General features: G+C 38.2%; 19 protein-coding genes and 1 tRNA gene. 15 read left to right on the plus strand and 5 right to left on the minus strand.

All coding sequences use genetic code 11. The features are described 5' to 3' along the window. Nucleotides 1-26 precede the first annotated feature (26 nt). Nucleotides 27-1,112 (plus strand): dTDP-glucose 4,6-dehydratase, encoded by a 1,086-nt coding sequence (gene rfbB / locus O1Q80_RS05635; RefSeq protein ID WP_386693575.1) that lies wholly within the window; start codon nucleotides 27-29, stop codon nucleotides 1,110-1,112. A gap of 33 nt (nucleotides 1,113-1,145) precedes the next feature. On the opposite strand, the gene lysC is transcribed toward rfbB, so the two are convergent. Next, nucleotides 1,146-2,498, minus strand: a complete 1,353-nt coding sequence (gene lysC / locus O1Q80_RS05640) for a lysine-sensitive aspartokinase 3 (RefSeq protein WP_386693577.1) — start codon at nucleotides 2,496-2,498, stop codon at nucleotides 1,146-1,148. 191 nt (nucleotides 2,499-2,689) lie between these two features. On the opposite strand from lysC, the gene proQ reads away from it, so the two are divergent. The 5 genes from proQ (at nucleotide 2,690) to O1Q80_RS05665 (ending at nucleotide 8,469) form a co-directional block, all read left to right on the plus strand. Then, on the plus strand, nucleotides 2,690-3,376 hold the full coding sequence (gene proQ, locus O1Q80_RS05645) for an RNA chaperone ProQ (protein ID WP_386693579.1): 687 nt from the start codon (nucleotides 2,690-2,692) through the stop codon (nucleotides 3,374-3,376). A 97-nt stretch (nucleotides 3,377-3,473) separates the two neighbouring features. After that, nucleotides 3,474-5,561, plus strand: a complete 2,088-nt coding sequence (gene prc / locus O1Q80_RS05650; protein ID WP_386693581.1) for a carboxy terminal-processing peptidase — start codon at nucleotides 3,474-3,476, stop codon at nucleotides 5,559-5,561. A 71-nt stretch (nucleotides 5,562-5,632) separates the two neighbouring features. Next, nucleotides 5,633-7,105, plus strand: coding sequence for a L,D-transpeptidase family protein (locus tag O1Q80_RS05655; RefSeq protein ID WP_386693584.1), 1,473 nt, complete (start codon nucleotides 5,633-5,635; stop codon nucleotides 7,103-7,105). A 102-nt stretch (nucleotides 7,106-7,207) separates the two neighbouring features. Continuing rightward, the gene (locus tag O1Q80_RS05660; protein WP_386693586.1) at nucleotides 7,208-7,771 is read left to right on the plus strand and encodes a DUF882 domain-containing protein; all 564 of its coding nucleotides are present in this window, start codon (nucleotides 7,208-7,210) and stop codon (nucleotides 7,769-7,771) included. 68 nt (nucleotides 7,772-7,839) lie between these two features. Continuing rightward, complete coding sequence (locus O1Q80_RS05665; RefSeq protein WP_386693588.1) at nucleotides 7,840-8,469, plus strand: MBL fold metallo-hydrolase; 630 nt, start codon at nucleotides 7,840-7,842, stop codon at nucleotides 8,467-8,469. 57 nt (nucleotides 8,470-8,526) lie between these two features. Here O1Q80_RS05665 and O1Q80_RS05670 read toward each other — a convergent pair whose 3' ends face one another. Then, on the minus strand, nucleotides 8,527-8,892 hold the full coding sequence (locus O1Q80_RS05670; RefSeq protein WP_386693590.1) for a YacL family protein: 366 nt from the start codon (nucleotides 8,890-8,892) through the stop codon (nucleotides 8,527-8,529). A 17-nt stretch (nucleotides 8,893-8,909) separates the two neighbouring features. Then, nucleotides 8,910-9,251, minus strand: coding sequence for an iron-sulfur cluster insertion protein ErpA (gene erpA / locus O1Q80_RS05675; RefSeq protein ID WP_386685673.1), 342 nt, complete (start codon nucleotides 9,249-9,251; stop codon nucleotides 8,910-8,912). Nucleotides 9,252-9,387: 136 nt separating this feature from the next. On the opposite strand from erpA, the gene map reads away from it, so the two are divergent. Continuing rightward, the gene (gene map / locus O1Q80_RS05680) at nucleotides 9,388-10,191 is read left to right on the plus strand and encodes a type I methionyl aminopeptidase (RefSeq protein ID WP_386693592.1); all 804 of its coding nucleotides are present in this window, start codon (nucleotides 9,388-9,390) and stop codon (nucleotides 10,189-10,191) included. 38 nt (nucleotides 10,192-10,229) lie between these two features. Then, a complete protein-coding gene (gene glnD / locus O1Q80_RS05685) occupies nucleotides 10,230-12,794 on the plus strand; it encodes a bifunctional uridylyltransferase/uridylyl-removing protein GlnD (RefSeq protein ID WP_386693594.1) in 2,565 nt (854 codons plus the stop codon). Nucleotides 12,795-12,826: 32 nt separating this feature from the next. Here glnD and O1Q80_RS05690 read toward each other — a convergent pair whose 3' ends face one another. Further along, nucleotides 12,827-13,786: a calcium/sodium antiporter gene (locus tag O1Q80_RS05690; protein ID WP_386693596.1), complete on the minus strand. Its 960-nt coding sequence runs from the start codon at nucleotides 13,784-13,786 to the stop codon at nucleotides 12,827-12,829. A 160-nt stretch (nucleotides 13,787-13,946) separates the two neighbouring features. Beyond that, a tRNA-Asn gene (locus O1Q80_RS05695) sits at nucleotides 13,947-14,022 on the minus strand. A 383-nt stretch (nucleotides 14,023-14,405) separates the two neighbouring features. On the opposite strand from O1Q80_RS05695, the gene uvrB reads away from it, so the two are divergent. The 7 genes from uvrB to glyA all read left to right on the plus strand — a co-directional run bounded on the left by uvrB (nucleotide 14,406) and on the right by glyA (nucleotide 22,945). Beyond that, nucleotides 14,406-16,439, plus strand: a complete 2,034-nt coding sequence (gene uvrB, locus O1Q80_RS05700) for an excinuclease ABC subunit UvrB (RefSeq protein WP_386693598.1) — start codon at nucleotides 14,406-14,408, stop codon at nucleotides 16,437-16,439. Continuing rightward, on the plus strand, nucleotides 16,439-16,996 hold the full coding sequence (locus O1Q80_RS05705; RefSeq protein ID WP_386693600.1) for a protein-disulfide reductase DsbD domain-containing protein: 558 nt from the start codon (nucleotides 16,439-16,441) through the stop codon (nucleotides 16,994-16,996). The genes uvrB and O1Q80_RS05705 overlap by 1 nt, the downstream gene beginning before the upstream one ends. Nucleotides 16,997-17,079: 83 nt before the next feature. Further along, the gene (locus O1Q80_RS05710; RefSeq protein WP_386693603.1) at nucleotides 17,080-17,487 is read left to right on the plus strand and encodes a DoxX family protein; all 408 of its coding nucleotides are present in this window, start codon (nucleotides 17,080-17,082) and stop codon (nucleotides 17,485-17,487) included. 140 nt (nucleotides 17,488-17,627) lie between these two features. Further along, a complete protein-coding gene (purH, locus tag O1Q80_RS05715) occupies nucleotides 17,628-19,229 on the plus strand; it encodes a bifunctional phosphoribosylaminoimidazolecarboxamide formyltransferase/IMP cyclohydrolase (RefSeq protein ID WP_386693604.1) in 1,602 nt (533 codons plus the stop codon). 630 nt (nucleotides 19,230-19,859) lie between these two features. Continuing rightward, on the plus strand, nucleotides 19,860-21,149 hold the full coding sequence (gene purD / locus O1Q80_RS05720; protein WP_386693606.1) for a phosphoribosylamine--glycine ligase: 1,290 nt from the start codon (nucleotides 19,860-19,862) through the stop codon (nucleotides 21,147-21,149). 11 nt (nucleotides 21,150-21,160) lie between these two features. Continuing rightward, the gene (locus tag O1Q80_RS05725) at nucleotides 21,161-21,568 is read left to right on the plus strand and encodes a hypothetical protein (protein WP_386693608.1); all 408 of its coding nucleotides are present in this window, start codon (nucleotides 21,161-21,163) and stop codon (nucleotides 21,566-21,568) included. A 111-nt stretch (nucleotides 21,569-21,679) separates the two neighbouring features. After that, nucleotides 21,680-22,945, plus strand: a complete 1,266-nt coding sequence (gene glyA / locus O1Q80_RS05730) for a serine hydroxymethyltransferase (protein ID WP_386693610.1) — start codon at nucleotides 21,680-21,682, stop codon at nucleotides 22,943-22,945. Nucleotides 22,946-23,100: the final 155 nt, after the last annotated feature.

A 23,100-nucleotide genomic window follows, 5' to 3' on the forward strand; every position in this document is an offset into this window, starting at 1 on the left:
TTGAGTTTTATAAAGGTAAATACAAAATGAAAATTCTTTTAACAGGCGGTGCAGGCTTTATCGGTTCGGCAGTGGTTCGCCATATTATTAACAACACAAACGACAGCGTAATCAATGTAGATAAACTTACCTACGCTGGCAATTTAAACTCAATTAAAAGCGTTTCCAGCAACTCTCGCCATGCCTTTGAGCAAGTGGATATTTGCAATCAAGTCGCTCTTGAGCGTGTATTTGCGGAGCATCAACCCGATGCAGTGATGCACTTAGCTGCTGAAAGCCATGTGGATCGTTCTATTGATAGACCAGCAGCCTTTATTGAAACGAATATTATCGGCACTTATACGCTTTTGGAAGTCGCTCGCCATTATTACAACGGCTTGAGTGGCGAGAAAAAGGTGGCGTTTCGTTTTCACCATATCTCAACCGATGAAGTGTTTGGTGATTTGCACGGCACGGATGATTTGTTCACCGAAACCACGCCCTATGCCCCGAGTAGCCCTTATTCTGCGTCCAAAGCATCAAGCGATCATTTGGTGCGAGCGTGGCATCGTACCTATGGTTTGCCAGTGCTCTTGACCAACTGTTCCAACAACTACGGGTCTTTCCATTTCCCTGAAAAACTCATTCCACTCGTGATTTTAAACGCCATTCACGGCAAGCCGTTGCCGATTTATGGCAAAGGCGATCAAATTCGTGATTGGTTGTTTGTGGAAGATCACGCCCGAGCCTTGCATTTGGTATTGAGCCAAGGCGAAATCGGTGAAAGCTACAATATCGGCGGACACAATGAGAAAACCAACTTAACAGTGGTGGAAACCATTTGCGATATTTTGGATAGCCTAAAAGGCAGCGAGAAACTCGCCAAATTTGCACCGCACTTTGCACAAATTCGCTCATTCCGTGAGCTGATCACCTTTGTGCAAGACCGCCCTGGACACGATAAACGTTATGCCATTGATGCAACCAAAATGAAGCAAAAACTTGGCTGGACACCGCTAGAAACCTTTGAAACTGGCTTGCGTAAAACAGTGGAGTGGTATTTGGATAATCAAGATTGGTGGCAAGCGATAAACAATAAGTACACTAATAGCAAACATAAAGAGTTGATATAACCAACTCTTTATGTTTATTCGTACTGAGTAAAACTACTCAAACAACTCTTTATGCAATGCTCGCACCACATCATCTGCTTGTTGGCTAGGTACTAATGTACAAATATTGTTCGTGCTTGCACCATAGCTAATCATTCTTACATTATATTGTTCTAAGGCGGTGAATACACGTTTTGCTACACCAGAAGCAATGTGTAGGTCATTTCCGATAAGTGCAACTAAAGATAATCCTGTATCTACTTTCACTGTACAGACTTCACTCAATTCGGCAAGTAAATCATTCGAAAGTAAATCTGCCCCAGATGAAGCAGAACCAGTTTTATCTAGGGTTAATGCAATACTGACTTCTGAAGTTGTGATTGTATCCACAGAAATTTTGTATTTTGCTAATATATTGAATACATTGGCTAAGAATCCCTGAGCGTGGAGCATATTAAGGCTTGAGAGAGTCAATAAAGTTTGATCACGACGTAATGCAATGGCTCGGAATGTTGGGCGTGGTTGTGGATCTCGAGTTACCCAAGTGCCGCCATCTTGTGGAGCTTTACTTGAACCAACATAGACAGGGATATTGCTTCGTACGGCAGGTAATAAGGTGGCTGGATGTAATACTTTTGCTCCAAAAGTTGCCATTTCAGCGGCTTCGGCAAAGCTCATGGTATCAATGCGTTGAGCGTTAGGCACAATGCGAGGATCGGTTGTATAAATACCAGCGACATCTGTCCAAATTAAAACATCTTTCGCATTTAATACCTCAGCAATTAAGGCGGCGGAATAGTCGGAACCGCCACGACCTAGAGTAGTGGTTTTACCCTCAGGATCTCTGCCTATAAAACCTTGTGTAATGACTAATTCACCACGATTAATTAATGGTTTTAAAATATTGTCACTATTTTTCTTGGTTAATTCATCATCTGGTGCAGCTTTACCGAAGTGGCTATTTGTTGCCACAATCGAACGAACATCAATCCAAGTAGATTGAGTATTTAATTCTCGTAAGACTTCCACAAAAATGTGAGTTGACATCATTTCCCCATGGCTGATTAATTCATCAGTTAAAGCTGGGGATGTTGCAAGACTGGCTGCTTCCGAGAGGGATTCAATATTGTGTAATAGGCGTTCAATTTCAGGTCGAACTAGGGAGTCATCTTGTAGGGAGGTTAAAATATTTTCTTGAATTTGACGGATTTCACCGATCAATTTTTCACGTTGTGCGCTATCAATACCATTAGCTAATGCGACTAATAAATTAGTGATGCCAGCCGAAGCAGACAAGACTACGACTCGAGTATTAGGATCAGCGATAACGATATTAGCACAAGCCACCATTGCAGGATAATTTGCAACACTGGTTCCACCGAATTTGGCTATAGATAAATGTGACATAAAATGTTCTCCAAAAAAGTAAATTAAAAATTGAATAGTATAGAAATATCGGTTTAGTCAAAAATTGTCAATATTTTTGTGCGAATGAACATTGAAAATTTATTACGCCTGAAATTTTATCCATAAATGATTGCGTATATTTGCTAAAGTGCGGTAAAATGCAACATATTTTTTATTCTAAGATTTTATATATGACAACAGAACAAATAGCACAAATAGATGCACAGCCAGTTAGCCAAGAAGAAACTCAAGTGAAAGGGGTAAAACGTTCAAACAAGGAAATTATTGCCTATTTAGCTGAGAAATTTCCCCTTTGTTTTAGTGTAGAAGGTGAAGCAAAACCATTAAAAATAGGTTTGTTCCAAGATTTATGTGAAGCGTTAGCAGATGATGAAAATGTGAGCAAAACGCAATTACGTTATGCGTTACGTCAATACACATCTAACTGGCGTTATTTGTATGGTTGTCGTTTAGGTGTGGAACGTGTAGATTTACAGGGTAATCCAGCAGGTTTGCTAGAACAACAACATGTTGAACATGCTCAACAGCAGTTAGCTGAGGCGAAAGCAAAAGTGGCAGAAAAACGTGCGGCAGAGAAAGCAGAAGCAAAAGAGAAAATGAAAAAACGCCCTGCTCGTAAGCCAAAACAAAAAACAACGATATTCAACAAAAAAACAGCGATTCCTCGTCAAAGTAAACCTAGGTTAGGATTAACGACAGCTTCTCATGATAATTTAAAACAAGGCGGTCAGGTTAAAATGAAAATGGGTGAGAGTGTAAAAAATGTGGTTGTTTTAGAGATCGTTAAAGATTCTGCTCGTGTTCAATTAAATAATGGCTTAGTAATGAATGTGGCGACCAATCGTTTATTTGCATAATAAAATCTTAATGCCGTAGTCATCAGAAGATGAATTACGGCATTTGTACATCCTTAGTTAAGCTAAGTGATGTTTTTCTTTTGTTAGGAAAGTCAAAATGAAGTTTATCAGAACGAATTATATTTCAGCTTTGCTTGCAACAGTATTTTTTTCTGGGGCAGTAAGTGCAGTTGCACCAAGTATTAAATCAAGTGATATTAAATTACCACAAGCGACCGAAGAAAATTCATTGGCAACAAAACGTGTAACAACACGTTTAACCCAATCACATTATCGTAAATTTCAATTAGATGATGGATTTTCGCAAAAGATTTTTGATCGCTATGTGGATCTTTTGGATTATAGTCATAATTTATTCATTCAATCGGATATTGATGAACTGCGAGAAAAATACGCAAATCAATTAGATGATGAGTTAAATGAAGGTAAATTAGATATTGCCTTTGCCATGTATGATTTGATGACACAGCGTCGTTATGAACGTTATGCTTATGCGTTATCCTTATTAGACAAAGAGCCTAATTTAACTACCAGTGAGCAGATTGAAATCGATCGTAAAAAAGCCCCTTTTGCAAAAACTGCAGAAGATGCGAATAAATTATGGGAACAACGAGTTAAAAATGACATTATTGAGCTTAAACTCAAAGATAAAAAATGGTCAGAAATTAAGAAAACACTGGTTAAACGTTATAATTTAGCCATTCGCCGTTTAACCCAAACTAAAGCGGATGATATTACTCAGCTTTATTTGAATGCGTTTGCTCGAGAAATTGATCCACATACTAGCTATTTATCGCCACGTGTAGCCAAAAGTTTTAATGAAAGTATGAACTTATCATTAGAAGGTATTGGTGCAACATTGCGTCAAGAAGATGATATTACTATCATTCAATCTCTTGTACCTGGGGCTCCAGCTGCTCGTAGTAAAAAATTAAAAGCAGGTGATAAAATCATTGGTGTGGGTCAAGAAAAGGGTAAGATTGAAGATGTAGTTGGTTGGCGTTTAGAAGATGTAGTTGATAAGATTAAAGGTAAAAAAGGCAGTAAAGTCCGTTTAGAAATTGAGCCAGCAAAAGGCGGAAAAAATAAAATTATTACCTTAGTACGTGATAAAGTACGGATTGAAGATAGTGCAGCCAAATTAACTGTAACAAAAGTCAATGGTGAAAATGTTGCGGTAATTAAAATTCCAACCTTTTATATCGGATTGACTGCGGATGTGCGTAAATTATTAATCGAGATGAAAACCAAAAAAGCGACATCATTAATTATTGATTTACGTGAAAATGGCGGTGGTGCGTTAACAGAAGCGGTTGAATTAAGCGGATTATTTATTTCAGATGGTCCTGTAGTTCAGGTGCGTGATGCTTATAATCGTATTCGTGTACACGAAGATCCAGATAATGCTCAAGTTTACTCAGCTCCATTATTGGTTATGATTAACCGTTATAGTGCATCGGCTTCGGAAATTTTCTCTGCTGCTATGCAAGATTATAACCGTGCTATTATTGTAGGGCAAAATACCTTTGGTAAAGGGACAGTGCAACAAAGTCGTTCATTGAATTTTGTATATGATTTAAGCCAAGAACCGTTAGGTTTTATTCAATATACAATTCAGAAATTTTATCGTATTGATGGTGGAAGCACGCAGTTGAAAGGGGTTGCAGCGGACATTAAATATCCAGAAATTATTGATACGAAAGAAAATGGTGAAGAAAAAGAAGATAACGCATTACCTTGGGATAAAATTCCAGCAGCGACTTATTCCGAAGTGGATAATGCTCGTCGTGTGGTGGCAGTTTTAAATGAAAAACATTTGCAACGTATTGCGAAAGATCCAGAATTTATAGCATTAAATGAAGATCTGAAAATTCGTGATGAACGTCGTGAGCGTAAATTCTTGTCATTAAATTATCAGGAACGTAAAGCGGAACATGATAAAGATGATGCAAGACGTTTAAAAGATTTGAATGCAAGGTTTGCCAGAGAAGGTAAAAAAGCTTTAAAAAATATTGATGATTTACCAAAAGATTATGAAGCTCCCGATTTCTTCTTAAAAGAAACTGAAAAAATGGCAGCCGATTTGGTTAAATTTAATGTTGAAAATACAAATAAAGAAACATCTAAACCAGTAGAAAATAATTCTCAATATGTTAAAGAAAAAACAGAAAAGACTGCATTTTAGGTTAAATTATTAAATTAGGGTGATAAAAGTATGAAAGTGCGGTGTATTTTGATTGAGTTTAAGGATTTTGAATGAAAGTAAAAACGCAACGTTTTAAGTTTGCACCATTGTTGATCTTAATTTCTGGTTTATGTGCGAGTTGTACAGTATCGGATTATTTTAATTCGGATACTAATGTAGATCGGAAAGAAAGCATCAATGTGGAGCAGGCTAATCAGCAAATTGCAGAAGCGAAAGCAGCAGAGCAAAAGCGTATTGAATTAGAAAAACAGCAACAAGCAGAACTTAAATTAACGGAGTTAATGAAGAATCAGCCTGTCCAGTTTAATTCTACATTAGCGAAGATTTATGCGATGAGAGAATTCGCACCGATTTGGCAAGATGAGGATGCTAAAAAGAAATTTTTACATGAATATGCGGCTTTAGTGGCGAGTGGAATTTCTCGTAACATGGCTACATCCTTAGATGCTATCAGCTCAACACCAGTTGAAAATATTCAACATGATATTTTATTAACAGATGCTTTTTTAGGTTATATGTATTACACCAATAATGTGTCTTCATCAGCACAAAGTTGGTTATATTCACAAAATAACTATAAAGCCGATAAACCATCTGATGAGTTAATTGTTAATTGGTTAACCGCGGTGGAAAATAATGAAAATTTAGCTTTCGTGAATAAATTATCATCAAGCAATAAGTTATATCAGGAAACCTTACAGCGTATATCAAGTGATCTCGCCACAGATAAGAAACAATCAAGTGCTGAATTATATAAATTAGCACTGAATGCTCAACGTTTACGTATTATTCCGAGCTTTGAGAATGGTCTTTTTGTGAATATTCCGAGTTATCAATTAAATTATTATCGTGATGGTAAATTAGTGTTAAATTCTCGTGTTATCGTGGGGAAAGAAGCACGCAAAACCCCTGTGATGTATAGTAAATTAAGCAATGTGGTAGTGAATCCACCTTGGAATGTACCAAATACGATTTTGGTCAAAGATATTGTGCCTAAATTGGCTCGTGATCCTAGCTATGCAGAACGTTCAAGTTTAGAAATTTTTGATAGTAGAGGAAATAAAATCAATGCCCATAGTGTGAACTGGTCGCAATATGTGAACAGTAAATCAGTGCCGTTTCGGATTCGCCAAAAGGCAGGGGACGATAGTGCATTAGGGCGTTTTAAGTTTAATATGCCAAGCTCAGATGCAATTTACTTGCACGATACCCCGAATCATAGTTTATTTAACAAAACATCAAGAGCATTGAGTTCAGGCTGTGTGCGAGTGGCTAAATCTGATGATTTGGCTAGTATATTGTTAAAAGAAGCTGGTTGGTCAATGGATAAAAAACAAACTGTGTTGGCAAGTAAGAAAACCACATCAGTACAGATTCAATCAAATAACCCTGTGTATTTATATTATGTAACGACTTGGGTTGAAAATGGAAAAGTGCAAACACTGCCAGATATTTATGGTTATGATAGGCTAAATGCTGCACCAAGTTATATTAACTGGAATACCATACGGAAATATCTTTAAATAGTTATAGGGAAAAAGCTGTATTTACCCTATGCTTTTTGAACTAAAGAGAGTAATACTACTCTAATTAACAATCATATATACAAAAATAGAGAATTAAAAATGACAGAAATTAACCATAGTCGCCGCAAGTGGTTAGCTTTAGGTGGAATCGTACTGGGAGCGGCTACATTATCTCCTAACTCCGTACTAGCGGTAGTTTCCACACCAAAACCACGAATTTTGCGTTTAAGAAATATTAATACTGGAGAAACATTTAGCTCAGAATTTTCTGAAAGTAAAGGGTTCTCTAATATCAAGTTACAAAAGTTAAATTGGTTTATGCGTGATTGGCACTTAAACCGAGCTCGTTCAATGGATCCTAATTTGTTCACTAAATTATATAATATTCAAGGTGGGTTAGGGTTGCGTAATACTGAAATTCAAATTATTTCAGGTTATCGTACGCAGGCAACAAATAATAATTTGCGTAGGCATTCTCGTGGTGTAGCATCAAATAGCTATCATATTAAAGGTCAAGCGGTAGATTTTCGTATTGAAGGTGTGCCATTAGCTAAAGTAAAAGCGAGTGCGGAACGTTTAAATAATGGTGGCGTGGGTTATTATCCAAGAAGTAATTTTGTCCATGTGGATACTGGTCCTGTGCGGACTTGGCATGGCTCGTAAAAAATTAAAATTCTCAGAAACAGAACCGCAGTTTGGCGGTTTTGTTGTTTTTATTTAAGGTTGCAAAAATGAATATTGATATTATCCCTGTTACTGCATTTCAGCAAAATTGTTCAATTATTTGGAATGATGAGAAGAAAGCTGCCATTATTGATCCTGGTGGTGAAGCCCCAAAATTAATTAAGCGTATTGAACAAAATGGTTTAGATCTGCAAGGTATTTTAATCACTCATGGACATTTAGATCATGTTGGTGCGGCAACCAAGTTAAAACAGCATTTTAATGTAGAAATTATTGGATCAAATTCCTTGGATAAGATTTTATTTGCGGCTTTACCACAACAATCCCGTCAGTTTGGCGTATTTGAAATTGATGCTTTTGAACCCGATCGTTGGTTAGACAACGAGGGGGAAATTTTAAAAATTGCGGGGTTTGAATTTGAGATCCTACATTTACCTGGTCATGCACCTGGGCATATTGGTTTTATTGAACACAAAGAGGGAATTGCATTTACTGGCGATGTGTTATTCAAGCAAGGTATTGGTCGTACAGATTTACTTGGTGGAAATCATACAGATTTGATTAATTCAATTAAGCAAAAAATGTATAAATTGCCTGATGATATGTTAGTACTACCTGGGCATGGTCCACATACGACCATTGGTCAGGAAAAATTGAATAATCCGTTTGTAAAGTAGGCGTAAAGTAATAGATTAGGCTTGGGGTGTATAGCATACGCCCTAATGTCAGCTCAGTTATCTCATAAATTCAAGATAAGATGTTAAAAACCGCTCAAAATCTTCTAATCCTAAAAACGCCATACTTTCTTCATCATAATAATGGAAATCCTGTTCTAGCTCTTCATTCTCATGATTTATGGATAAATTATTGGCACGAATCATCACTTCCTCCCCATTGATAAATAAGCTATATTCTTTACCTATGAGTTGCGTTTCCTGTTCGGCAGTAAAGGATTTCGCTTGTTGAATTAGTGAAAGTGCGGTGAAAATTAATTGAGAATTATTTGGAATTTCCGCATTAAACCAGTTTGCCACCGCAAAATGTTCCATTGAACATTTTGCGATCACATTGCCTTGATAATAAGTAAATTGGAAATCCATGGATTTAAAAAAGATGATTAGATACTAAATGACGAGCCACAACCACAAGTGCTTGATGCGTTAGGATTTTGTACTACAAAACGAGAACCTTCTAAGCCTTCAATATAATCAATCGTACCACCGATTAAATATTGTAAACTCATTGGATCTACCACTAATTGTACACCTGAATTTTCTACGGTGAGATCGCCATCATTGACTTTCTCATCAAAGGTAAAGCCATATTGGAAACCACTACAACCGCCACCTGTAATATATACACGTAATTTTAGTGCTAAATTTTCTTCATCGGTAATCAATGCTTTGACTTTGTTTGCTGCAGCATCGGTGAAATTAATTGGTACTGAAATATCTGACATCACACTTTCCCACAATAAAAATTTTTTGCCATTATCTAATAACCGACTAATTCATTCAAGGATATTTTTATTTCAATCAGGTTTAGTGCTATTATATAAACGATATTTTGGTATTTTTTAGATAAAGAGAGATAAAATGGCTATTCCATTAAGAACAGAACAAGAAATTGTAAAATTACGTGAAGCCTGTAAATTAGCTGCTGATATTTTAGTGATGATTGAGCCACATATTAAAGCTGGGGTGAGTACGGGTGAATTAGATCGTATTTGCTATGATTATATGATTAATGTCCAAAAAGTTATTCCAGCTTGTTTGAATTATCACGGATTCCCAAAAGCTACCTGTATTTCGCTCAATGAAGTGGTTTGTCATGGTATTCCAAGTGATGACAAAATTCTGAAAAATGGTGATATTTTAAATATTGATGTGACAGTGATTAAAGACGGTTATTATGGTGATAACTCCAAAATGTATATTGTGGGTGAAACTAATATTCGTAGCCATAAGTTAGTGGAGGCGGCTCAAGAAGCCCTTTATGTAGGTTTACGAGTGGTAAAACCAGGTATTCGTTTAAATGAAATTGGGCGAGCCGTACAAAAATATACTGAATCACAAGGCTTTAGCGTGGTGCGTGAATATTGTGGTCACGGTATTGGTGATCAATTCCACAGCGAACCGCAAGTATTGCATTATTATGCAGATGATGGCGGTGTAGTGTTGCAAAAAGGCATGGTGTTTACTATTGAACCGATGATTAACGCAGGTAAAAAAGATGTTCGCTTAATGGGCGATGGTTGGACGGTAAAAACTAAGGATCGTAGCCATTCCGCTCAATATGAACACCAAATTGTGGTCACTGATAATGGTTGTGAAGTGATGACCATTCGTGAAGAAGAAGAAAAAGCAGGGCGGATTGCTCGGATTATGGTGAATCAGTAATATTCAATTTTATGTAGGGGCAATAAGAAAATATGTCTATGCTTTTCAACCTCACCCCAACCGATATTAAACAGCAAAAAGAAGATCTTAAGCAACAAGAGCTTGCGAATTTTGCTCAAAGTGATGTAAATTCACTGATTTCGCACCGCACTTTATTTTGTGATCAGTTACTTTGTCAATTATGGCAGCATTTTCAGCTCGATCAAACAGCATTAACCTTAATTGCAGTGGGCGGTTATGGACGTAAAGAAATGTTTCCCCTGTCTGACTTAGATTTTCTGATTTTAAGTGAACAGGAAAATGAGCCAGAAATTGAACAAAAGATCGCTGATTTTATTCAATTTTTATGGGACTGTGGATTTGATGTAGGGGCGAGTGTTCGCACTTTAGCAGAATGTAATAGCGAGGGGCGAGCAGATATTTCTATTGCTACGAATTTACTTGAAAGCCGTTATTTATGTGGTAAACAAGAAAATTTCATAAAATTAACCGCACTTTTACAACAACCTGACTTTTGGTCAAGAGAAACCTTTTTTAAGGCTAAAATAGAAGAAAAAGATCAACGTTATCAACGCTATAATAATACTAGCTATAATCTTGAACCAGACATAAAATACAGCCCAGGTGGTTTGCGTGATTTGCATTTGATTTATTGGATTGCATTACGCCACTCCAATGCGATTACCTTGCAAGAAATTCTACAAGCTGGCTTTATTTATCCCGAAGAATATGAGCTATTAAAACTCAATCAACAATTTTTGTTTAAAGTCCGTTTTGCTTTGCATCTGATTTTAAAACGCTACGATAATCGTTTATTATTTGATCGCCAAGTGAAAGTAGCGGAATTATTGGGTTATCAAGGTAATGGCAATGCTGGCGTTGAGCAACTGATGAAATGCTTTTTTCAGGCTTTGCAAACCATTTCTTGTTTAAGTGATATTCTCGCCAAACATTATCGTGAGCATTTTTTAGCGGAAAAAAGTGCGGTGCAAAATGCCAATATTTTATTAGATTCGCATTTTCTATTACAAAATAACGCTATTTGCCTTGTAGAGGAAGATTGTTTTATCCGTCAGCCCGAAACAATTTTAGATTTGTTTTATCATCTCACTCAGCAAACACAAGCAGAAATTCATTCCACTACGCTACGTCAATTACAAATTGCCCTAAGCCAACGGACGCTAAGTTTGAGTGATATTCCTCTGGCTAGGGAAAAATTTTTACGTTTATTTTCACAACCTAATGCTATTAACCGAGCTATTGTGCCGATGCACAGATATGGCGTACTAACTGCTTATATTCCGCTATGGCAAGGTATTGAAGGGTTAATGCAATTTGACTTATTTCATGTTTATACCGTAGATGAACACACTATGCGAGTGTTGTTAAAGCTGGAAAGTTTCTTGCAAACGGAAAGTCAAGATGACTATCCTATTTGTAGTGAGGTATTCCCAGCCATTGCTGACCGTACATTGTTATATATTAGTGCCTTATTCCATGACATAGCGAAAGGACGAGGTGGCGATCACGCCGAGTTAGGGGCAGTAGATGTGCGACAATTTGCTATGCAACATGGTTTTGATAAGCGAGAAATTGATACTATGGCATGGTTAGTCAAACGGCATTTATTAATGTCAACCGTGGCACAACGTCGAGATATTTACGATCCAAAAGTGGTGATGGCATTTGCCGAAGAAGTACAAAATAAAGTGCGGTTAGATTTATTGATGTGTTTAACCGTGGCAGATATTTGTGCCACTAATCAAACTCTGTGGAACAGTTGGAAACGAGCGTTGTTTAGCACTTTATATCAATCTACGTTAAAACAATTCTATCAGGGTATGGATCAGTTGTTAGATAATCAAAAAGCCATTACAGAACACCGTGAGCAAGCATTGGCGATGATAGCTCAACCGAATCTTAAGCAAATTAATGCTTTGTGGCAACGTTGTTCAGATGATTATTTCTTACGCCATACGCCGAAAGAATTGGTGTGGCATATTGAGTTATTGGAAAATATCAGTCAACAGCCGTTAGTTAAAATCAGTAACCGTTTTTCAGAGGGAGGAACGCAAGTTTTTGTGTATTGTCAGGATCAGGCGAATTTATTTTATAAAGTCGTAGCAACCATTGGGGCAAAGAAATTAAGTATTCACAATGCAAAAATTAGCACGAGTATTGATGGTTATGCTATGGATACCTTTGTCGTGACGGAATTAAATGGCAATTTACTGAAATTTGATCGCCGCCGTGACTTGGAAAAAAGCATAATGACCGTGTTACATTCTGATAAATTACCGAAATTGTCTATTCCAAGCAATCCTAAATTGACCCATTTTCAGGTTAAAACTGACGTGCGTTTTTTAGATGTGAAAAAATCTAAACATACTGAGATGGAATTATTTGCCTTGGATAAAGCAGGCTTACTGGCAGAAGTAAGTCAGGTATTTAATGAGTTAAAATTAAATATTATCAATGCCAAAATTAGTACGGTAGGTGCTAAAGCGGAAGACTTTTTTATGTTGGTAAATCAACACAATAAGGCGTTGAATGAACAAGAGAGAAATCAATTAGAACAGCTTTTATTAGAACGATTAGGCTAAAAAATCCCCTGTTTTTACAGGGGAAATGGAATTTAAACTGCGGTGTAAAATAAGTAAGTATTGTAGGCAATATAACTAATCAATAATAACAATCCTTTAAACCGCCCAATATGTCCGTTTTGTTGTTTAAACGAATAGCCAAAGATAAATAAAGCAACCGTGAGAGCGGACATAATCAAAACATCACGCGAAAGCACCGCACTTTCCACTTGCATTGGGTGGATTACGCCAGCAATACCTACCACTGCTAAGGTATTAAATAAATTTGAACCAATAATATTGCCTACCGCTAAATCCACTTCGCCTTTACGAGCAGCCACGATAGATGATGCTAATTCTGGTAGAGATGTACCAACTGCCACAATGGTTAAACCGATCACTAAATCACTCACACCAAAATAATGTGCGATTTCAACGGCTCCCCAAACTAATAATTGTGAACTTGCCATAAGTAGAATTAGACCGACCAATAACCAGAAAAGGGCTTTACTTAAAGACATATATTTTTGGTGTTGTAATTCTTCAGGTAATACATTGTTTTTATTACGTAAACCTTGCCAAATTGTGCATGTCATATAGATTGCCAGAATAGCGATTAAAATTAATGCGTCAAGGCGAGAGATTTGCATATCATAGAGCAGATAGGCAGAAATAGCAGTAACAAAAATGAGTAGTGGCAGATCTTGTTTAAGCACTTGTGAATGTACTAAAACAGGCTTAATTAAGGCAGTTAGTCCTAAAATAAGTGCAATATTGGTAATATTAGAACCATAAGCATTACCTAATGCAATGCCTGGGCTACCGTCAACAGCGGATATAGCAGAAACCACCATTTCAGGAGCGGACGTACCAAATCCGATGATAACAATACCAATTAAAAGTGGGGGCATACCAAAATGACGTGCAGTAGCAGCTGCACCATCTACAAAGCGATCCGCTGACCAAACTAATAAGAGTAATCCGATAATAACGGCTAAACAGGGTAAAAACATACAAATTTCCAATATCAAATAAAAGTCGGTATTATATCGGATTAAAGAAAATAGAGATACAGCTTAGAAAAAATAAAAGCCCAAAGAAATTTGGGCTAAAACTTCTGGCTTAATAGGAACTTTTATCAAAGGAGATAAATAAAAGCTCACCAAAAGGAAATGGCTCCTCCTGCGGGACTCGAACCTGCGACATATGGATTAACAGTCCACCGTTCTACCGACTGAACTAAGGAGGAATAATTCTGAATCAATCAAGATTGGTGGCGAATGATAAAGATCTTGAGTTCACTTGTCAAGTATTAAAACGCATAAAACTTGTTCTTTTTTCTATCCACAAAAGCTGTGGATAACTCTGTGAATTAATTTTTGAAAAATTCGTGAAAGCTAGGCTATATCTAGCCTGAAAGCTGTTCCGTTATGGATTGTTCGTAAAATAACATTAATATGAAAATCAATAAGTTAATTAAAATCTAGTCATGATGTAAAAAAATTTTTAAGAAATTATAGGGTATTCTACTTGACAAATATAAGTCTGTGTAAAACTTAAATTTTTTCAGTCTGATTTTGTTGTAAAAATGTGATAAAATGCACCGCACTTTATAAATGATCAGTAGCAAAAATGGCAACTAAACTTAATAGTAAACCTTTTATTTTACATTCAGAATTTAAACCTTCAGGTGATCAACCAACCGCTATTGCAAGATTAGCCGAAAATTTAAACGATGGTCTTGCACATCAAACCTTACTTGGGGTAACAGGATCTGGCAAAACTTTTACCATTGCTAACGTGATTGCTCAACTCAATCGCCCAGCCATGGTGTTGGCACCCAATAAAACCCTTGCAGCACAACTTTATGCAGAAATGAAAGCCTTTTTCCCTGAAAATGCGGTGGAATATTTCGTGTCTTATTATGATTATTATCAACCCGAAGCCTATGTGCCGAGTAGCGACACCTTTATTGAAAAAGATGCCTCAATTAATGATCAAATTGAACAAATGCGACTTTCTGCTACCAAATCTTTTTTAGAGCGGCGAGATACGATTGTGGTTGCCTCTGTTTCTGCCATTTATGGGTTGGGCGATCCTGATAGCTATTTAAAAATGATGTTGCACCTACAAACAGGTGCAATTATTGATCAACGGCAAATTTTAGCCAAATTGGCAGAACTGCAATATACTCGCAACGATCAGGCTTTTCAGCGGGGAACGTTCCGTGTACGCGGAGAAATAATTGATATTTTTCCTGCGGAATCTGATGATAAAGCGGTTCGCATTGAATTATTTGATGAAGAAATTGAGCGTTTAAGCCTGTTTGATCCGCTTACTGGTACGAGCTTCGGGGTAGTGCCACGTTTTACGGTGTATCCGAAAACCCACTATGTTACTCCACGAGAACGGATTTTAGATGCTATTGAAAAGATCAAAGCAGAATTAGTTCAACGCCGTGAGCAATTTATTAAAGAAAACAAACTGTTAGAAGAACAACGAATTAGCCAACGTACTCAGTTTGATATTGAAATGATGAATGAACTTGGTTATTGTTCTGGCATAGAAAATTACTCCCGTTATTTATCAGGACGAAAAGAGGGAGAACCACCACCGACCTTGTTTGATTATATGCCGTCCGATGCTTTATTGGTGATTGATGAAAGCCATGTTACTGTCCCACAAATCGGCGGTATGTATAGGGGCGACCGTTCACGCAAAGAAACCCTTGTTGAATATGGTTTTCGCTTGCCGTCTGCCTTAGATAATCGTCCGTTGCGTTTTGAAGAATTTGAGCGATTAGCACCGCAGACCATTTATGTGTCCGCTACCCCAGGACCGTACGAATTAGAAAAATCGGGGACAGAAATTATCGATCAAGTGGTGCGACCAACAGGCTTGCTGGATCCTGAAATTGAAATTCGCCCCGTATCGATTCAAGTAGATGATTTACTTTCCGAAGCTCGAATACGTGCAGATCTGAATGAGCGTGTGCTAGTGACGACATTAACCAAACGTATGGCAGAAGATTTGACCGATTATCTGGAAGAACATGGTGTCCGTGTGCGTTATTTACACTCGGATATTGATACGGTTGAACGTGTAGAAATTCTGCGTGATTTACGCTTGGGTGAATTTGATGTACTGGTAGGAATTAACTTATTACGAGAGGGCTTGGATATTCCTGAAGTGTCATTAGTGGCGATTTTAGATGCGGATAAAGAGGGCTTTTTACGTTCTGAACGTTCGTTGATTCAAACCATTGGGCGTGCAGCACGAAATCTTAAAGGTAAAGCGATTTTATATGCGGATCGCATCACAAATTCTATGCAAAAAGCTATTAATGAAACCAATCGCCGCCGTGAAAAACAAATGAAGTACAACGAAGAACGTGGCATTATTCCACAAGCATTAAACAAAAAAGTGGGCGAATTGTTGGATATTGGGCAGGGTGCAAACAACAAAGCGAAAAGCAAATCAAAAGGCAATCGGATTGAAGAACCGCAAGCACAGTATTCGGTAAAAGATCCAAAAGCACTACAAAAAGAAATCAAAAAACTGGAACAGCAAATGTATAAATTGGCACAAGATCTAGAATTTGAACAAGCAGCAGCGGTGCGAGATCAGTTGCATCAATTAAGAGAAAAATTTATTACGGAGCAATAATGCGGAAACTTTTTATTTTTTTTACCCTAATTTTCACCGCACTTTTGGCAACATTTACTGCTCATGCTGGGGTATTTGACAGCGAGCCAGTTTTTTTGCCTGCGGATCAGGCTTTTCAATTTTCTGTTCAAGCCAAAAACCAACAAATTGAGTTACATTGGGCGATTGCCGATGGCTATTGTTTATATAAGCAAGAAATCACCACAACAGTAGAAAATGGCAAGATCGGTAAATTACAATTTCCTCAAGGGGAGCTTCATCAAGATGAATTTATGGGCGAAACGGAAATGTTTTGCAATGATTTAACGGTGCTTTTGCCGATTTTAGAAATCACCGATAATAGCAAATTAACCGTGACTTATCAGGGCTGTACCAAAGGATTATGCTATCCACCAGAAGAAAAAATCATTGATTTAAAGGCATATCCTGATCTAAAAACCGCGGTGCAAAAATCTCCAGTTTTTAACCATGCCAGCAGAAGCGTTTCATCAGTGGATGGTAAAACTCAATTATTAATAATTTGGAAAATATTTTTTAACAAAATTTCTATTTATTAACGAAAAGAAATAGGTATAATCTTATTATCGTGTTTATGATACGATATTAAATATTGATTTTATTGTTAAAAAAGGAAGGTAGTATGAACTCATTAAATAAATATTCCCCTTACGTGTTGGGATTGTTGCGTATTATGGCAGCCTATATGTTTTTATTACATGGCACGGCAAAATATTTTGAATTTCCGATATCAATGACGGGTGGAAATGGTGCTGTCCCAGTATTTTCGTTATATGGCATTGGTGGTATTTTAGAAATTGTGGGTGGTATCCTATTGCTTTTAGGTTGGTTTACTCGTCCCGTGGCATTTTTGCTTTCGGGTATGATGGCGGTAGCGTATTTCCACGTACATGCAATTCCAGCGGATAATTTATTTTTTCCTTTAACGAATAAGGGTGAAGTAGCCGTATTGAATTGTTTTCTTTTTTTGTATATTTTTTTCCAAGGTCCAGGTGCTTTTGCGTTGGATAATAAACGTAACGAAAAATAACCGCACTTTGCGTCAGTGTGAAAGATTGCAAGCCTGTATTGAGATATAATACAGGCTTTTTTATATATTCACTACATAAATGCAACCGTTTGCATTATAATGCACACTGATTTTTTATTTACTTTCAAAGGAACATTTCAATGCAATCAAATCGTCCTATTCGTCAGGCGTTATTAAGCGTTTCAGATAAAAACGGTATCGTGGAATTTGCACAGGGTCTAGTGCAACGTGGGGTGAAATTATTATCAACAGGTGGCACAGCTAAATTGTTAGCAGACAATGGGTTAGCTGTAATCGAAGTGTCTGATTATACTGGCTTTCCAGAAATGATGGATGGGCGAGTGAAAACCTTACATCCGAAAGTGCATGGTGGCATTTTAGGTCGTCGTGGCACAGATGATGGTATCATGCAACAGCACGGCATTGATCCTATTGATATGGTGGTGGTGAATCTTTATCCTTTTGCGGCAACGGTGGCGAAACCTGATTGTAGTCTTGCCGATGCGGTGGAAAATATTGATATTGGCGGACCAACTATGGTGCGATCTGCAGCGAAAAACCATAAAGATGTGGCGATTGTGGTAAATAATCAAGATTTTAATGCCATTCTTGCCGAAATGGATAAACACCAAAATAGTTTAACCTTAGAAACCCGTTTTGATTTGGCGATTAAAGCCTTTGAACATACCGCCCAATATGACAGCATGATTGCCAATTATTTTGGGAAATTGGTGAAACCTTATTTTAAAGCGGACGAAGAAGATGAAAATGCGGTTTGTGGTCAATTTCCACGCACTTTAAATCTAAATTTCATTCGCAAACAAACCATGCGTTATGGTGAAAACAGCCATCAAAATGCCGCATTTTATGTGGAACAAGATGTCAAAGAAGCCAGCGTTTCCACCGCCAGACAATTACAAGGCAAAGCCCTTTCTTATAACAATATTGCAGATACAGACGCTGCTCTTGAATGTGTTAAATCCTTTGCTGAACCTGCTTGTGTGATCGTAAAACACGCTAACCCTTGTGGTGTGGCATTGGGCGAGAATATTTTGACAGCCTACGATCGGGCTTATCAAACGGATCCGACTTCTGCCTTTGGTGGGATTATTGCCTTTAATCGTGAGTTAGATGAACAAACTGCGAAAGCGATTGTAGAGCGTCAATTTGTGGAAGTGATTATTGCACCGAAAGTGTCACAAGGTGCGGTTGATGTGGTTAAGACGAAGAAAAACGTGCGTTTATTGGCATGTGGTGAATTTAGCCAAACCCAACAACGTTTAGATTTTAAACGGGTGAACGGCGGTTTGTTGGTGCAAGACGCAGATTTAGGTATGGTGGGCATTGATGATTTGAGAGTTGTCAGCAAACGTAAACCGACAGAAAAAGAATTACAGGATTTATTGTTCTGCTGGAAAGTGGCGAAATTCGTCAAATCTAACGCCATTGTTTATGCCAAAGATAACCAAACTATCGGTATCGGTGCAGGGCAAATGAGCCGAGTTTATTCCGCCAAAATTGCAGGCATTAAGGCACAAGATGAGGGCTTGAACGTAGCGGGTTGTGTAATGGCATCTGATGCGTTCTTCCCGTTCCGTGATGGTATTGATGCAGCGGCAAAAGTAGGCATTGAATGTGTGATTCACCCCGGTGGTTCAATGCGGGATCAAGAGGTGATTGATGCGGCGGATGAACATGGGATGGTGATGGTGTTGACTAAGATGCGACATTTCCGTCATTAATTGGAAATCGGTTTCGCCCGATGGGCGACCATACTTTCTTTTACTCGCTACGCTCGCACTTCGTGCCGTTGGCAAAGCCAACGTTCAAAATCCTTTGGATTTTGTGCTTGTGCAAAAGAAAGTAGGCAAAGAAAAACACACCCCGACTTCACCGCTTTTCTTCGCTTATTTGGTATTTTCTTCACGCTAAATTTTGAACTCGCTTCGCTCAGACATGCAAAATTTAGCTAAAAATACCAAAACGCTCAGGCGGCTCAGACGGGGACCCAAGTTTCGATCGAGCATGACAAAAGTGCGGTTAAAAAAATAGATATTTTTTAAGCTACGGAGTAGCGTTACCATGCTTAACCTAGTACGCCAGTGCTAGGTATTGGAAACCCATGGACCCCATGTTTGCCGCCTGAAAATGTTTTAATTTGTAGGAAAATGGCGTCTGTCTGAGCGAAGCGAGTTCAGCCATTTTCCGTTAAGCAAATTAAAATATTTTCAGGGAACAAGGCAAAGTTGGGGTGTGCTTTCTTTTTGCTTACTTTTGCTTTGCACAAGCAAAGAAAAAGTAAGTCGCCATCGGCGAAACCCGATTGTAAAAAATAGATAAACATAATTAGTCATAAAAAAGGAAAACTATTAATGAACATTCTTATTATTGGAAATGGCGGTCGCGAACACGCCCTAGCTTGGAAAGCTGCCCAATCTCCCCTCGCAACCAAAGTCTTTGTCGCCCCTGGAAACGCAGGAACAGCCAGAGAAAGTGCGGTGCAAAATGTACCAATTTCTGCGACCGACGTACCTGCTTTAGTCAAATTTGCACAAGATAACCAAATCGGGTTAACTATCGTGGGTCCTGAAGCCCCGTTAGTCGTTGGTGTGGTAGATGCCTTTGAACAAGCAGGGCTAACTATTTTCGGACCACGTCAATCTGCCGCTCAACTGGAAGGCTCGAAAGCCTTTACCAAAGATTTTTTAGCCCGTCACAAGATCCCAACGGCGGAATATCAGAATTTCACGGAAATTGAGCCAGCCCTTGCCTATATTAGAGCAAAAGGTGCGCCGATTGTGATTAAAGCAGATGGTTTAGCGGCTGGCAAAGGCGTAATTGTGGCAATGACGTTGGCAGAAGCGGAAGATGCAGTACGTGATATGTTAGCAGGCAATGCCTTTGGTGAAGCGGGTAGCCGAGTGGTGGTGGAAGAATTTCTGGACGGTGAAGAAGCCAGTTTTATTGTCATGGTGGACGGTGAACACGTTGAGCCAATGGCAACCAGTCAAGACCATAAACGTGTCGGTGAAAATGATCAAGGGCTGAACACGGGCGGAATGGGAGCGTATTCGCCTGCACCTGTGGTCACAGCTGAAATTCATCGCCGAGTCATGGAACAAATTATTTATCCAACCGTACGTGGCATGGCAGCGGAAAATAATGTATATAAAGGCTTTTTATATGCAGGTTTAATGATTGATAAAAACGGTCAGCCGAAAGTGATCGAATTTAACTGCCGTTTTGGTGATCCTGAAACCCAACCGATTATGATGCGTTTGCAATCAGATTTAGTTGAGCTTTGTTTGAAAGCCTGTCAGGGCAAGTTAGATCAGGTGAAATCACAATGGGATCCGAAACCAGCTTTAGGCATTGTGTTGGCAGCAGAAGGCTACCCAGCAGATTACCGTAAGAATGATGAAATTCACGGTTTACCAACAGAAAGTAAAGCAGATGAAAAAGTGTTCTTGGCTGGTGTGGCGGAAAAAGACGGCAAGCTGGTTACTAATGGCGGACGAGTACTTTGTGTAACAGCCTTAGGTAATAGCGTGTTTGAAGCCCAACAAAAAGCCTTGCAATTAGCCGAACAAGTGAATTGGACAGGGCGTTTTTATCGCCGTGATATTGGTTATCGAGCAGTGGCGAGAGAACAAAATAAATAAGTAGGTTAGTTATGACTAAAGTTGTTTATGTTAAAGCCCATTTTAAACCAGTGGGAAAATACGTAGAAATTAAAGTTCCAACAGGTGAAAAGAAAAAAGGTTTATTTGGTGGGGAAAAAGATATTCTGACCACAGAAAAACGTTGGGAGCAAACAGGTTGGTCTGATTGTGAAATTGATGGTAAGCGTTTTTCTAAAGATATTGAAGAAGCCGTAGTTAGTTTGAATAATGATGGTTATGAAATCGTATCTATTTTACCTATTGTTTCAGGAAATTATAATTATCATTATCAAGCTCAAGGTATAAAAAGTGAAAGAAGATTATTGAGCGAAACAGAAAAAGTGACGGGAGGGGCTAGTTTTGGTTATGGCTATGGTTATAGCTTTACAGAAGGGGCAACCATTATCGCTAAAAAATAAAGATGAAAATAATTCATTCAAAAGTGGAATAATTAACAATTAAATTTTAGTCAAAAACAGGGTAAACTATCATGAAATTTACCTACCAACTTTATTTAAAAGGACAAATCTATGTTTAGAAAATCTGTCACCATTGAAAATTACGATCCCATTTTATGGCAAGCCATTCAAGATGAAAACCGTCGTCAAGAAGAACATATTGAATTGATTGCATCAGAAAACTATGCCAGCCCATTAGTTATGGAAGCACAAGGCTCACAATTTACCAATAAATATGCGGAAGGTTATCCAGGTAAACGTTATTACGGTGGTTGTGAATATGCGGATATTGTTGAGCAATTAGCCATTGATCGTGCCAAACAATTATTTGGGGCGGATTATGTCAATGTGCAACCGCATTCAGGTTCACAAGCCAATGCAGCAGTCTATATGGCGTTAATTAAACCAGGTGATACGATTTTAGGCATGGACTTAGCCCATGGTGGCCATTTAACCCATGGGGCGAAAGTGAGCTTTTCGGGCAAAATCTACAATTCCGTGTTATACGGTATCACCGCAGACGGTTTAATCGACTATGCAGATGTGCGTCAAAAAGCCCTTGAGTGCAAACCAAAAATGATCGTAGCCGGTTTCTCTGCTTATAGCCAAGTGGTGGACTGGGCAAAAATGCGTGAAATTGCGGACGAAGTGGGAGCTTATTTATTTGTCGATATGGCACACGTAGCAGGCTTAATTGCAGCTGGCGTTTATCCAAATCCATTACCACACGCACATGTTGTGACTACAACGACACACAAAACTTTAGGCGGTCCACGTGGTGGCTTGATTTTGTCTTCTTCTGGTGATGAAGAAATGTACAAAAAATTCCAATCCGCGGTATTCCCTGCGGGTCAAGGTGGTCCATTAGTGCATATCATTGCAGCAAAAGCCGTCTGTTTTAAAGAGGCACTTGAACCAGAATACAAAGTCTATCAACAAAATGTAGTGAAAAATGCCAAAGCCATGGTGGAAGTGTTTAAAGCTCGTGGTTATGATGTAGTGTCTAACGGAACAGAAAACCATTTATTCCTCGTCAGTTTTGTGAAACAAGGGTTAACGGGTAAAGCAGCGGATGCTGCATTAGGTCGTGCCAATATCACGGTCAACAAAAACGCCGTGCCAAATGATCCACAAAAACCATTTGTGACTTCTGGTATTCGTGTCGGTACCCCATCTGTGACTCGCCGTGGTTTTATTGAAAAAGATGTGGTTGAGTTAGCTGGTTGGATGTGTGATGTGTTAGATGCCATTGGCAAAGATAACGAAGAAGCAGTGATTCAAGCCACTAAAGCGAAAGTTTTAGAAATTTGTAAACGTTTACCTGTTTATGAAAAATAATGAGCTTCTTATTCATTTTAAGCGGTGAGAAAAATCACCGCTTATTTTTTTATGGATAAATGAACTCAGATAAGTCAGTCCAAATTCCTACTTTTTATTGATTAATATCAATTTATTGCGTTGATGTTCTATAGCAAATACAGTATTATGGCAAA

The sequence above is a fragment of the Lonepinella sp. MS14435 genome (assembly GCF_042485795.1).
Classification (GTDB): domain Bacteria; phylum Pseudomonadota; class Gammaproteobacteria; order Enterobacterales; family Pasteurellaceae; genus Lonepinella.